The organism is Pseudomonas sp. WS 5051 (genome assembly GCF_012985715.1).
Classification (GTDB): domain Bacteria; phylum Pseudomonadota; class Gammaproteobacteria; order Pseudomonadales; family Pseudomonadaceae; genus Aquipseudomonas; species Aquipseudomonas bubulae.
Genome location: NZ_JAAQWV010000004.1, coordinates 172,912 through 186,379 on the forward strand (window position 1 = coordinate 172,912; position 13,468 = coordinate 186,379).

A 13,468-nucleotide genomic window follows, 5' to 3' on the forward strand; every position below is an offset into this window, starting at 1 on the left:
CAAATAAATGCTTAGAATTAAGTTTCAATTTGCATTCGTTGTTGCGATGTTTGTTGCAGCTTCAAATTTGTCATTTGCGGGGAGTGTCACATACTATCATAACGATCTTTCAGGTTCGCCAGTTGCGGCTACAGATTCGGCTGGTACTTTGCTTTGGAAAGAAAACTACAAGCCATATGGAGAGAGGTTGAATGAGGCTTCAAACGGCAGTAATGACGCTTTAGGTTTTCAAGGGAAAGAGTTCGATATCGTCACTGGTCTATCTTACATGGGGGAGAGGTATTATGATCTCCACCTTGGCAGATTTATTGGGGTGGATCCTCTGGGCTTTACTACTGATAATGTACACAGCTTCAATCGTTATGCCTTCGCAAATAACAATCCTTATAAATATGTGGATCCTGATGGCAATCAGCCTCTTATGGCTATTGCCTCAAACTCGATAGCCGCTGTGATAGGTGTCATAACTGGAAGTGCAATTTCTTCCAGTGTAGATAACCCGAATGCCGCCGTTTCAGGTGATCCTGGTGCTCAGTGGAATGCTAATGCGGCGATTGAACTACCAAGTTCTACTGTTACGGCTATGAGTCTGCCGCGCGTTGAAGGAAACTCTATTAGCTACAGTTCTATAGGTGCAGCCTCTGCAACAAGCTTTGTGTTTGGTCTGCTCACCCAACCAATGTTTGCTAAACCACCTACTGATGCCTATGATAAATACGGTGCTAAAGCCCCAGGCAAACCCGGAGCTGCAGAGGGTTTCAAAGATCCAAAAACTGGCGAGGAGTGGGGGAAAACCCGTGACGGTCGAAGCAGTGGTTGGAAAGATTCTAAAGGAAGGACTTGGGTTCCAACAGGTTTGGGTGAAACGGCACATGGTGGAGCTCATTGGGACGTGCAAGACGCTCGTGGAGGAGGCTATGAAAACATCTATCCAGAGGAAAAAATCAAGTGAATTCCGACGTTAATAAATTTGAGCTGCAAGCCACAGCGGTAAAATACTATTCAAAATTAGATGAGGCAGCCTTTTTTGGCTGGCTTGATAAAATTGAATGCGTTACTGAATATTTCGGACGAGGCCGCATACTTTATATTCAAGTTGATAAGTCTCGGGTAGACGAGTCAAGTCTTATAGAGCTTTTAGCTTTGTTTTACCGCTATGGAGTTGAGATGTCCCAAATCATGGATATTCGACTTCCTGAATTTGACGAATGGTTAAATGACGAAAAAGCATTTTGGTATGAGGGTGTTTTTAAAAGGCATCTGGCTGGTTTGTGACAGGCTATGATGCTAGTAATAGTTATATTTAACCCGCCAGCAGCCGATTGGGCCAATATCAACCTTTCTGGTTAGCAGATTTTCAATCTGGCATTGCTTCAAATAGTATGTGGTGGATATAAGACGGGGAGAGCGGAAGGCGAGTTAACAACCGCCTTCGACTTATCCCAAAATCCTTTTCATGGCCCAATTAGCGAACCTTGCAGCAAGTCTTGGGCTTCCTCGATTTTTCGTATTTAAATAATTTTTTATTAGCTACCACTTCCAGCAAAATCCCCCCAGAATCTGTATACTTCTGATCCGTTCGTGTCAGGGCTTTGTGCCACTGATACCGGACTTATCTCCCGGCACCTTGCCGGCCATTGCTGCAAGCACCGGCTCAACGTGCTAGCGCACGCTTTGCCTTTTGACCTGGAACGCCTCTTGCGTTCCGTCACTTGCCAGCCATCACTTTGACAACCCACGGACCGCTGTCCGCTATCGCCTGCCTGTCAGGAAATCCGGGTTGTTGCACCTGCCGATTTCGGCCTTTCGTTGCGTCTGTAACGACTGTGTGCGCATAAGAAAGGAGAAAGGAATGTTCCAACTTTCCACCCTCACCGTGTTGCTGCTTCTGTTCTGTTTTTATGGCCTGACCTTTTTGGTGTCGTTGCGCGTGGGCCGCAAGGACGAAAACGTCGACGGCTATATGGTCTCCAATAACTCCATCGGCTTTGGCATGTCGGCCGCCAGCATGACGGCCACCTGGATCTGGGCCGCTTCCTTTTACGCCGCCGCCAGTGCGGGCTACAAGTTTGGTCTCTCGGGGGCCTTGCACTATGGCTTCTGGGGCGCGCTGATGATTCTGTTTATCTACCCCTTTGGCCGGCGTTTCCGGCAACTGGCGCCCAAGGCCCATACCCTGGCGGAGATCATGCACGCACGGCACGGGCGTTCCAGCCAGATGATTCTGGCGGGTTCCAATATCGTCGGCAGTCTGATCAGCCTGATGGTCAATTTCACCGCCGCCGGGGCACTGGTCGCGGTGCTTTCGCCGCTGAGCTTTACCCATGGTGTGCTTATCGCCGGTGTCGGGATTCTGACTTACACCATCTGGTCAGGGTTTCGCTCATCGGTGCTTACTGATTTCGGCCAGCTATTCGCCATGATCTTCGCTGCGGTGGTGATTATTCCGATTATTTTCTTCCAGTTGGGCGGCCCTGAAATCTTCGCCCAGGGCATGCCGAGGATCACCCCCGAGCAAGCCAGCTTCTATTCGAAAACCGCGATTCTGGAGCAGGGCGCACCTTACTTCGTGGCCGTGCTGGCCTACGCCATTGGTAACCAGACCATCGCCCAGCGGCTGTTTGCCGTGCGTGAAGACTTGATGAAGTCGACATTCGTCACCGCCACCATCGGTTATGCCTCGATTGTGATCGGGCTGGGCATGCTGGGGTTTTTGGCCCTGCTGGCAGGTATCGAGCCGCAGGATGGCGACCTCAATAACCTGATCCCGCAAATGGCCTCGACCTACTTGCCGCCGTTTGCGGTGGGGCTGTTTTTCATCATGGTGATCGGTTCGCTGTCGTCCACGGCGGATTCCGACCTGTCCGCCTTGTCGGCGCTGGTGATGACTGACGTGTATGGCAAGAACATAGCCAAGGGCAAACCCAATCCAAAAACCATGTTGTTTGTCGGGCGCCTGACCATGGTGCTGGCAACCATGCTGGCGATGATTTTTGCCAGCATGAAACTCGATATCCTGACCATGCTGATTTTTGTCGGCGCGCTATGGGGCGCGATTGTCTTTCCTGTTATTGCCAGCCTGTATTGGCAGCGGATTACCAACGCGGCCTTTACCAGTGCAGCGATTGCCGGGTTTGTGATGTTTTTGGTCGCCCGCTTCGAATTGTTGCAGATGCAAGGTGCGGTGGCGCTGTTCTTCGAACTCTGTGCCTCGATCGGCGGCGGGGTGGTGATTGGCCTGATGGCGTTCGGCTTTTTTGGCAAGCGCGTGGGTTTTGTGATGGGCGGATTGGCGTTCTTGGTACTGGCGCCATTCGCGTTCGGTTTTCTCCGCGATTACCCGGTGTTGCTCAGTTCATTGACCGCTTACGGTGTCAGCACCGTGGTGTGTGTGCTGGTGAGCTTGCTGGCCAATGAAACCTTTGATTTTGACTGTATCAACGAACGTGTTGTGGCCTTCCACCACACCGTCGAACCTGCCACTGAAAAAGGAGCCACCCCATGTCCAGTTTCGCTTTGACCCTGTATGTCCTGATCTGGCCGGCCATTGCCGGGGCCGTAATGTTGACCCTGTGCGTCAGCCTGTGGCGCGATATGCGCAAGGCCAAGCGTGAGGGTACGGATCTGGTCTGAATGTTTGATGGGGTAGCCGCTGCCTCGCCAGCGGCTACGCAAATTGTGTAGGGTGCTTGCTGATCACTATCAGGAGCCGGTCATGCGCCCATTCGAATTCAAGCAAGTTGACGTTTTCAGCAGCGTTGCCCTCAAGGGCAACCCGGTGGCCGTGGTGTTGAATGCCGACAGCCTGAGTGACACGCAAATGGCCGACTTTGCGCGCTGGACCAATCTGAGTGAAACCACTTTTGTGCTCAAGCCGCAAAACCCTGATGCCGATTACCGCCTGCGAATTTTTACCACTCTCAACGAGCTGCCTTTTGCTGGCCACCCTACGCTGGGCAGTTGCCACGCCTGGCTGGAAGCCGGCGGCGTGCCCCGTGGTCAAGAGATCGTGCAGGAGTGCGCCGCGGGGTTGATCCGTCTTCGTCGCCAGGCCGGGCAACTGGCTTTTACTGCACCGCCCCTGTTGCGTACGGGTGCTGTTGAGGGGGATTTGCTGCAGCGTATCTGCCGTGGCCTGGGCATCGAGGAGCAGGCGGTGGTGCAGGCGCGTTGGGTCGATAATGGCCCGGGCTGGGTGGCGTTGATGTTGCGTGACCGTGAGCAGGTGCTGGCTTTAGAGCCCGATTACTCGCAGTTGCTCGGACTGTCGATCGGTGTGGTTGCCCCTTGGCAGCCTGAACTCGATGGCGACGAGGCGCAGTTTGAAGTGCGCGCATTCTGTGCCGGCGAGGGCATGCCCGAAGATCCGGTGACCGGTAGCCTGAATGCCGGGCTGGCGCAGTGGCTGATCGGCGCAGGCCTTGCCCCGGCGCATTATGTGGCCAGCCAGGGTACGGCAATGGGGCGGGCAGGGCGGGTGTCGATCGAGCAGATCGGCGAGGATATCTGGGTGGGCGGCCCGGCGGTGACCTGTATTAGCGGGCAATTGACGCTCTGAGCCTCATGCCCCTTTTGCTTTCACCGCCCGCTTGGGTCTGGCCTTGCCCGTAGCGGCCTTGCGTTTGTTCTTCCAGGCTGGCGCCGCACCGGCCGGGCTGGCCGGACCGCTGATCGTCATGGTCATGGCGCTGCAACGTTCGATATGTTTGCTCATCCACGCCGCCTGTTTGGCGACGAATACGTCGAGGGTCATTTCGCCGCTTTGCACCATGTCCAGCGCCTGCTCCCAGATGGCCGTGGTGCCGGGGTCGGCAATGGCGCGCGGTACCGCGTCGATCAGGCTAAAGGCGGGGGCGGTCGCCGCCAGGGCCTTGCCGTTTTTGCTCAGGTAACCGCGATCGAGCAAGCCCTGGATGATGCCGGCGCGGGTGGCTTCGGTGCCGATACCGGTGGTGTCCTTGAGTTTTTGCTTGAGCAGCGGGTCCTGCACCAGCTTGGCGACGTTTTTCATCGCCTTGATCAGGTCGCCTTCGGTGAACGGCTTGGGCGGCTGGGTCCACAAGTCCTTGAGGTTGACCGCGGCAATCGCGCAGTCCAGCCCTTCGCGCAATAACGGCAGGGGCTGTGGAGCAGGGGCTTCGCGACCTTTGGCCGGGGCCAGTGCTTCGGGCAGGGCGCGCTTCCAGCCGGGCTCGACGATCTGCTTGCCGACGGCCCGCAGGTTTTGCCCTGCACAATCAAAGTCGGCCTGGGTGCGGTCGTATTCATGGTTGGGCAGAAACTGCGCGAGGTAGCGTGCGCGAATCAGCGTATATACCGCGCGATGTTTGCCGCTCAGGCGTTCAATATTCTTTGCAGCAGCTGTAGGAATGATGCCGTGGTGGGCGCTGACTTTTGCGTCGTTCCAGGCCCGTGAACGGCGCTGCGGGTCCAGATGGCTGGCCAGTGGTGCCAGTGACGGATCGGCCTGCTGCAAGGCGCTGAGAATCGACGCGGCTTCGCCGTGCTGGCTCTGTGGCAAGTAGCCGCAATCGCTGCGCGGATAGGTGACGACCTTGTAGGTTTCGTACAGGGCCTGGGCAATATCGAGGGTTTCCTGGGCGCCGAGGCCGAGCTTTTTTGAACACACTTCCTGCAGCGTGCCCAGATCGAACGGCAATGGCGCGACTTCACGCATGCGCTCGGTGCGCAGCTTGATCACCCGGGCGCTGCTGGCGTTTTGCATTGCACTTGCGGCCTGTTGGGCATGGGCCTGATTGAGGCAGCGGTCCTGGTCGTCGCAGGTGTCGGGATCGGCCCGCCATTGCGCGGTGAATAACTGCCCGTCGTGCCTGAGCTGTACGTCTATGGCCCAGTAGGCCACGGGGATAAAGTCGCTGATGCTGCGATCACGATCGACCACCAGCCGCAGCGTAGGGGTCTGCACACGGCCCACTGGCAATACGCCTTGATAGCCCGACTGGCGGCCGAGCAGGGTAAACAGGCGGCTCATGTTCATGCCGATCAACCAGTCGGCCCGCGAGCGGCCGAGGGCCGAGTGATAGAGGTTGAAGGTGTCGCTGCCGGGCTTGAGCGCAGCCAGGGCCTTGCGGATCGAGGCGTCGTCCAGGGCCGACAGCCACAGGCGCTGGATGGGGCCGCGGTAGCGGCAGTGCTCGACCAGTTCGCGGGCAATCATCTCGCCTTCGCGGTCGGCGTCGGTGGCTATGACCAGTTCTGTGGCTTCACCGAGCAGGCGCTTGACGGCCTTGAACTGGCTGGCGGTCTTGGGTTTGACGCGCATTTTCCATTTTTCCGGAATGATCGGCAGGTCAGCCAGTACCCAGCGCTTGTAGCGCTCATCGTAGGCGTCGGGCGGGGCGGTTTCGAGCAGGTGACCGATGCACCAGGTGACGGTGGCATTGGCGCCCACCCAGCAGCCATCACCGCGGCGGCTGGCACCGAGCACGGCGGCAATATCTTTGGCCTGGGAGGGTTTTTCACACAGAAACAGCCGCATCGCTCAACTCATTCACGCATCGCAGAAGATGCACAGCATGGGCAGAGACAGGCGCGAGAGCAAGTTTTTTTACTGTTGATATGTACAGGCTTTTGCAGGTGCTGCAAAACCTGGGGGAGTTGGCTTGCCTGCGATGCAGGCGAGGGGGGCAGTCAGGCGTACCGGGGGCATCCCTTCGCGAGCAAGCCCGCTCCCACAATGGAAGGCGGGCTTGCAACCGGACAGGGGATTATTGCGCGTTGTAGATCTGGTCGAACACGCCACCGTCGTTGAAGTACTTTTTCTGCACGTCGCGCCAGTCGCCGAAGGTTTTTTCAACCGACAGGAAGTCGACTTTCGGGAAGCGGTCGTTGTACTTGGCGAGAATTGCCTGGTCACGCGGGCGCAGGTAGTTTTTAGCAGCGATTTCCTGGCCTTCAGGCGACCACAGGTACTTGAGGTAGGCTTCGGCCGTGGCGCGGGTGCCTTTTTTGTCGACCACTTTGTCCACTACCGTCACAGGCGGCTCGGCTTCTGCCGATACGCTCGGGTAGATCACTTCGAACTGGTCGCGACCAAATTCACGGGCGATCATTTCCGCCTCGTTTTCGAACGTCACCAGCACATCGCCGATCTGATTGGTCATAAAGGTGGTGGTGGCTGCACGACCGCCGGTATCAAGCACTGGAGCCTGCTTGAACAACTTGGCCACAAAGTCCTTGGCTTTGGTTTCGTCACCGCCGTTTTTCAGTACATAGCCCCAGGCCGACAGGAAGGTGTAGCGGCCGTTACCCGAAGTTTTCGGGTTGGGTACGATGACCTGTACGCCGTCCTTGAGCAGGTCGGGCCAGTCTTTCAGAGCCTTGGGGTTGCCCTTGCGCACGATGAAAACGGTGGCCGAGGTAAACGGTGCGCTGTTGTCCGGCAGGCGGGTGACCCAGTTTTCCGGGACCAGATGGCCGTTGTCGGCCAGGGCATTGATGTCGGTGGCCATGTTCATGGTGATCACGTCCGCCGGCAAGCCATCGATGACCGAGCGGGCCTGTTTGCTGGAACCACCAAATGACATTTGTACGTTGAGCTTTTCGCCGTTGTGCTCTTGTGCCCAGTGCTTCTGGAAGGCTGCGTTGTAGTCTTTGTAGAAATCACGCATCACATCGTAGGACACGTTTAGCAGTGGCGGTGGGGTCGCTGCACTCGCGACACTGCCAAGGGCCAGGCCAGCGGCCAGAATTGAGGCACTAAAGAGTTTTTTCACTGCGCATTCCTTGTTATAGGGAGCAATAAGGGCAAATTGCCAGTAACTATAGCGACTGTCGCATAGTCCTTAAAAGATTAAAAAGTGCTGTGGTTATGCTTTTTTCGTAAAAAGAGCATTGCCGCACCGTGAACAAAAAGACGCCGATTGTTCGTGAGTGTTCTTTTTGCAGGTCGGGCAGTCGTGCTTGAGTTGCTCGCCACGCATGGCGTTGGCCAATTCGGCAGTGAAGATGCCGGTGGGCACGGCAATGATCGAGTAGCCGGTGATCATCACCATCGCCGAGATCACTTGCCCCAGTACGGTTTTGGGCACTATGTCACCAAAACCCACAGTCGTCAGGGTGACAATGGCCCAATAGATACTTACCGGAATACTGGTAAAGCCGTTTGCAGGCCCTTCGACCACATACATCAGACTGCCGAACACCGTAACCAGGGTGGAGACGCTGACCAGGAACACGATGATTTTTTGCTTGCTGCCGCGCAGCGCCGAGAGCAGATAGTTGGCCTGGCTCAGGTAGGGGCGCAGCTTGAGGATACGAAAAATCCGCAACATGCGAATGATGCGGATGATCAACAGGTACTGCGCGTCGCTGTAATAGATCGCCAGAATTCCCGGCACGATGGCCAGCAAATCCACCAGGCCGTAGAAGCTGAAGGCGTAACGCAGAGGTTTGGGCGAGCAATACAGACGCAGGCCGTATTCCACGGCGAATACAAAGGTGAAACCCCACTCGATATAGGCCAGCAGTTTGGCGTAGTCGCGGTGAATGCTGTTGATGCTGTCGAGCACCACGACCACCAGGCTGCACAGGATGATCAGCAGCAGGGCGGTGTCGAAACGCCGCCCCGCCGGGGTATCGGCCTGAAAGACCATCACATACAAGCGCTGGCGCCAGTCATTGTTATCCATGCAGGTTGCTCGATGCCCAAAGGTCAGAAGGTTCGAGTATTAACGCTCAATGCGCAACCTGCATTGTTCTTGTGCAGGGTGCAGGATGCGCACACTGGCGTGCACCAGCCAGCATCCGAGGATAAAGGGTGCGGTCAGGGGGGCGAGGCCCAGGGCAATAAAGCCCGGGGTGATCAGCAAGGTCACGATAATCCCCGCCACGGGCAGCCAGGGACGCCGTGCTTGCTGACTCAGGGCCAATGCGGCGAGTGCCGGGTTGTAGCCGGCCAGGCCGTCCAGTGCAGCCGCGCTGTCCTGTTGATACAAGGCAAACAGCATACCGGTCAGTGAACCGGTGATGGCCCATAGCGCCGCCCGCCAACTGCTGAGCCACAGGCCGATCACAATCAGCAACCCGGCCAGCGGGTGTGGCAGCAGCATGACCTGGGCAATGCCCTTGAACAGCCCCTGTGCCAGTGTGAGGCCATTGACGGCCTGGGTGTGGTCCATGGCTTGTGCAGGCGGGTTGGTCAGGTGCAGCAGGATCCAGCCAATACCCACAAACGGCGCGGTGTAGGCCAGCAGGCTTTGCCCGGGGGTGGCGCGCTTGAGCCACTGGTGCACGAGCATCGTACTCAGTCCGGCACTGGCAATGATCAGCAAGGGCAACAGGGCAGACCATTCAAGCTGGTGGCTTATCTGCAAGCCCAGCAAGATACCGTTGTAGCTGTACAGACCCGCCTGGCGTTCGGCCTTGGGATAGTCGCGCCGTTGCGCGGTGAGGAGCCCGGCAATACCGCCAAGCAAGGCGCCACCGAGCAGGGTGGGGGCACTGATCAGAATGGCCAGCAGGCACAGCACGCCGCACAGAGGATGACGCTGGAGGAAGATCTGGCCGAAACTGGCGCACAGGGCCGTCGCCCAGTCGGGGCAGGGGTTTGAACTCATGATTGTTACCTGGTAGTCGCAGCCGAGGCACGAAGGCTGCGAGCTCTTGATTGGCTCCCTGCATGATCAAGAACTCGCAGCCTTCGTGCCTCGGCAGCGACTACAGGTAGTGCGGTCTCCCCAAAAAGGGCAGACCGGTGGGCTTACTTGTCGCGAATCGAGAAGTTGGCCATGTGCTCCAGGCCCTTGATCAGCGCCGAGTGGTCCCAGTTGCTGCCACCGATGGCCGCGCAGGTGCTGAACACTTGCTGGGCATTGGCGGTGTTGGGCAGATTGATCCCCAGCTCACGGGCACCGGCCAGGGCCAGGTTGAGGTCTTTTTGATGCAGGCTGATACGGAAGCCCGGGTCAAAAGTGCCCTTGATCATGCGCTCGCCGTGCACTTCGAGGATTTTCGAGGAGGCAAAGCCACCCATCAGTGCTTCGCGAACCTTGGCCGGGTCAGCGCCGTTTTTCGCGGCAAATACCAGGGCTTCGGCCACGGCCTGGATATTCAGGGCGACGATGATCTGGTTGGCTACCTTGGCGGTTTGACCGTCGCCATTGCCGCCCACCAGGGTGATGTTCTTGCCCATGCTCTGCAGCAGCGGCAGGGCGCGGGCGAAGGTTTTTTCGTCACCGCCGACCATGATGCTCAGTGAGCCGGCCTTGGCGCCAACTTCACCGCCGGATACCGGCGCGTCGAGGTACTGAGCACCCTTGGCGTTGATTTTTTCGGCGAACGCTTTGGTGGCCGTAGGCGAGATCGAACTCATGTCGATCACCACCTTGTTCGGGCTCAGGCCCGCGGCGATGCCGTCTTCACGAAACAGCACATCCTCAACCTGAGGGGTATCCGGCACCATGACGATGATGAATTCGGCTTCCTGGGCCACTTCTCGCGGGCTGGCCAGGGCGATTGCGCCAGCGGCAACCAGATCGGCCGGTGCAGCACCGTGATGGGTCGACAGAAACAGGCTGTGCCCGGCCTTTTGCAGGTTGCTGGCCATGGGTGAGCCCATGATGCCCGTGCCGATAAATCCGATTTTAGCCATGACAAATCCTCTTGTTTTTCTTAGGGCGATTCAGAGTAGGTGGTCTGATGTGGGAGCGGGCTTGCTCGCGATGGGATCGCTCCCACAGAGTTACACCGCGTTATGGGTCTTGAGCCACGCCAGACCGGCCTCGGTGCTGGTCAGCGGCTTGTACTCACAGCCAACCCAACCCTGATAGCCGATGCGGTCCAGGTGATCGAACAAAAAGCGGTAGTTGATTTCGCCGGTGCCCGGTTCGTGGCGACCAGGGTTATCGGCCAGCTGGATATGGTTGATCTGCGGCAGATGAGTCTGCATGGTGCGGGCCAGGTCACCCTCCATGATTTGCATGTGGTAGATGTCGTATTGCAGGAACAGATTGCTGCTGCCGACCTTTTCCTGGATCGCCAGTGCCTGCTGGGTGTTGTTCAGGTAAAAGCCGGGGATGTCGAGGGTGTTGATCGACTCCATCACCAGCTTGATGCCGACTGCCTGCAGCTTGTCGGCGGCGTATTTGAGGTTGGCGACGAAGGTTTTTTCGACCGTGGCGTCGTCCACGCCCTGGGGGCGGATGCCGGCCAGGCAGTTGATCTGGTCGTTGCCCAGCACTTGCGCGTAAGCGATGGCCAGGTCGACCCCGGCGCGGAACTCTTCAACCCGGTCCGGCAGGCAGGCAATCCCGCGCTCGCCCTTGGCCCAGTCACCGGCCGGCAGGTTGAACAACACCTGGGTCAGTTTATTGGCATCGAGCTGGGCCTTGATGTCGGCCGAGTTGTAATCGTAAGGGAACAGGTATTCAACGCCATGAAAACCAGCGTTGGCGGCCGCTTGAAAACGGACAAGAAAATCCTGCTCGGTGAACAGCATGGACAGGTTGGCGGCAAAACGCGGCATGGTGAACTCCTGCTTTTTGTCCCCTCTCCTCGGGAGAGGGGGTGAGGGCTATAAATTAATCCAGCATCGAAATGGCGGTCGGTGCATCGTTACCCACCAGCGCCAGGTCTTCAAATTCATTTACGCCGTTGATTTCGGTGCCCATCGAGATATTGGTCACACGCTCCAGGATGATTTCCACCATCACCGGCACGCGGAATTCCTTGATCAGCTCCTGGGCCTTGCGCAGGGCAGGCTGGATTTCACTCGGTTCGAACACGCGCAAGGCCTTGCAACCCAGGCCTTGAACGACGGCCACGTGGTCAACGCCATAGCCGTTAAGCTCCGGTGCGTTGAGGTTGTCGAAAGCCAACTGCACGCAGTAGTCCATTTCAAACCCGCGCTGGGCCTGACGGATAAGCCCCAGGTAGGAGTTGTTAACCACCACGTGGATATAGGGCAGGTTGAACTGAGCGCCCACGGCCAGTTCTTCGATCATGAACTGGAAGTCGTAGTCGCCGGACAGTGCCACCACATTGCGATCCGGGTCGGCCTTGACCACCCCCAGCGCCGCCGGAATGGTCCAGCCCAGAGGGCCGGCCTGGCCGCAGTTGATCCAGTGGCGAGGCTTGTACACATGCAGGAATTGTGCGCCGGCAATCTGTGACAAACCGATGGTGCTGACATAGCAGGTGTCTTTGCCGAACACCTGGTTCATTTCTTCGTACACGCGTTGTGGCTTGACCGGCACGTTGTCGAAGTGGGTCTTGCGTTGCATCGTGGCCTTGCGCTGCTGGCAGTCCTGCAGCCAGGCGCTGCGGTTTTTCAGCTTGCCGGCAGCTTTCCATTCGCGGGCTACTTCAAGGAATACCTTGAGCGCGGCACCGGCGTCGGAAACGATGCCCAGATCCGGGTTGAATACCCGGCCGATCTGGGTCGGTTCGATATCCACGTGAATGAACTTGCGGCCTTCGGTGTACACATCCACCGAACCGGTATGGCGGTTGGCCCAGCGGTTGCCGATGCCCAATACCACATCGGACTTGAGCAGGGTGGCGTTGCCATAACGGTGCGAGGTTTGCAGGCCGACCATGCCCACCATCAGCGGGTGGTCATCGGCGATGGTGCCCCAGCCCATCAGGGTCGGAATCACAGGGATACCGGTCAGTTCGGCGAATTCCACCAGCAGGTCGCTGGCGTCGGCATTGATCACGCCGCCACCGCTGACCAGCAGCGGGCGTTCCGCCTGATCAAGCATGGTCAGGGCTTTTTCGGCCTGCAGCCGGTTTGCCGTTGGTTTGGCCAGTGGCAGCGGTTCATAGGCGTCAATGTCGAATTCGATTTCGGCCATCTGCACATCGAACGGCAGATCGATCAGCACCGGGCCAGGGCGCCCGGAGCGCATTTCGTAAAAGGCTTTCTGGAAGGCGTAAGGCACCTGGCCCGGCTCCATCACCGTGGTCGACCACTTGGTGACGGGCTTGACGATGGCGGTGATATCCACCGCCTGGAAGTCTTCTTTGTGCATCCGTGCCCGTGGGGCCTGGCCGGTGATGCACAGAATCGGGATCGAGTCGGCCGAGGCACTGTACAGGCCCGTCACCATATCGGTACCGGCAGGCCCCGAGGTGCCGATGCACACGCCGATATTGCCGGCCTTGGTGCGGGTATAGCCCTCGGCCATGTGCGAGGCGCCTTCGACGTGGCGAGCAAGGACGTGATCGATGCCACCGACCTTTTTCAGGGCCGAGTACAGCGGGTTGATGGCGGCGCCCGGGATACCGAATGCGGTATCGACACCTTCGCGACGCATCACCAGAACGGCGGCTTCAATTGCTCTCATTTTGCTCATTGTTTTGTGCCTCTTACGTTTTGTAATTGTATACAAGTGGCTGTTGAGTGAGTGTATTCATCCTCCGCTGTGCAGGTCAATGGCTTTTATCGATTCGATGGTTGATCAAAAGCAAGCCTTGTATTCAGGCTTGTTCGCTGGGTTTTGTTTTT

General features: G+C 57.7%; 12 protein-coding genes. 5 read left to right on the forward strand and 7 right to left on the reverse strand.

Features of this window, described 5'->3' with window-relative positions:
* The first annotated feature begins 7 nt into the window (after positions 1-7).
* From HBN79_RS23855 to HBN79_RS07940, 5 genes are all read left to right on the forward strand, one after another.
* Positions 8-952, forward strand: a complete 945-nt coding sequence (locus tag HBN79_RS23855; RefSeq protein WP_217902876.1) for an RHS repeat-associated core domain-containing protein — start codon at positions 8-10, stop codon at positions 950-952.
* A complete protein-coding gene (locus HBN79_RS07930) occupies positions 949-1,275 on the forward strand; it encodes a hypothetical protein (protein WP_169916524.1) in 327 nt (108 codons plus the stop codon). The genes HBN79_RS23855 and HBN79_RS07930 overlap by 4 nt, the downstream gene beginning before the upstream one ends.
* A gap of 577 nt (positions 1,276-1,852) precedes the next feature.
* On the forward strand, positions 1,853-3,520 hold the full coding sequence (locus tag HBN79_RS07935) for a sodium:solute symporter family protein (protein WP_095002072.1): 1,668 nt from the start codon (positions 1,853-1,855) through the stop codon (positions 3,518-3,520).
* A complete protein-coding gene (locus HBN79_RS23865) occupies positions 3,502-3,633 on the forward strand; it encodes a putative transporter small subunit (RefSeq protein ID WP_016781520.1) in 132 nt (43 codons plus the stop codon). The genes HBN79_RS07935 and HBN79_RS23865 overlap by 19 nt, the downstream gene beginning before the upstream one ends.
* Before the next feature lie 82 nt (positions 3,634-3,715).
* Positions 3,716-4,558 carry a PhzF family phenazine biosynthesis protein gene (locus HBN79_RS07940; protein WP_169916525.1) on the forward strand — a complete coding sequence of 281 codons (843 nt, stop codon included), beginning with the start codon at positions 3,716-3,718 and terminating at the stop codon, positions 4,556-4,558.
* A 3-nt stretch (positions 4,559-4,561) separates the two neighbouring features.
* Here HBN79_RS07940 and HBN79_RS07945 read toward each other — a convergent pair whose 3' ends face one another.
* The 7 genes from HBN79_RS07945 to gcl all read right to left on the reverse strand — a co-directional run bounded on the left by HBN79_RS07945 (position 4,562) and on the right by gcl (position 13,316).
* Positions 4,562-6,499, reverse strand: coding sequence for a DNA topoisomerase III (locus HBN79_RS07945; protein ID WP_169916526.1), 1,938 nt, complete (start codon positions 6,497-6,499; stop codon positions 4,562-4,564).
* Positions 6,500-6,728: 229 nt separating this feature from the next.
* Entirely contained in the window at positions 6,729-7,736 is a 1,008-nt protein-coding gene (locus HBN79_RS07950; RefSeq protein ID WP_095019582.1) for a sulfate ABC transporter substrate-binding protein, read from the reverse strand.
* Positions 7,737-7,829: 93 nt separating this feature from the next.
* Positions 7,830-8,651: an ion transporter gene (locus HBN79_RS07955; protein ID WP_095002068.1), complete on the reverse strand. Its 822-nt coding sequence runs from the start codon at positions 8,649-8,651 to the stop codon at positions 7,830-7,832.
* A gap of 39 nt (positions 8,652-8,690) precedes the next feature.
* The gene (locus HBN79_RS07960) at positions 8,691-9,578 is read right to left on the reverse strand and encodes an urea transporter (protein WP_169916527.1); all 888 of its coding nucleotides are present in this window, start codon (positions 9,576-9,578) and stop codon (positions 8,691-8,693) included.
* A 143-nt stretch (positions 9,579-9,721) separates the two neighbouring features.
* On the reverse strand, positions 9,722-10,612 hold the full coding sequence (locus HBN79_RS07965) for a 2-hydroxy-3-oxopropionate reductase (protein WP_046809691.1): 891 nt from the start codon (positions 10,610-10,612) through the stop codon (positions 9,722-9,724).
* A gap of 90 nt (positions 10,613-10,702) precedes the next feature.
* Positions 10,703-11,485: a hydroxypyruvate isomerase gene (hyi, locus tag HBN79_RS07970; RefSeq protein WP_095002066.1), complete on the reverse strand. Its 783-nt coding sequence runs from the start codon at positions 11,483-11,485 to the stop codon at positions 10,703-10,705.
* A gap of 55 nt (positions 11,486-11,540) precedes the next feature.
* On the reverse strand, positions 11,541-13,316 hold the full coding sequence (gcl, locus tag HBN79_RS07975; RefSeq protein ID WP_095002065.1) for a glyoxylate carboligase: 1,776 nt from the start codon (positions 13,314-13,316) through the stop codon (positions 11,541-11,543).
* Positions 13,317-13,468: the final 152 nt, after the last annotated feature.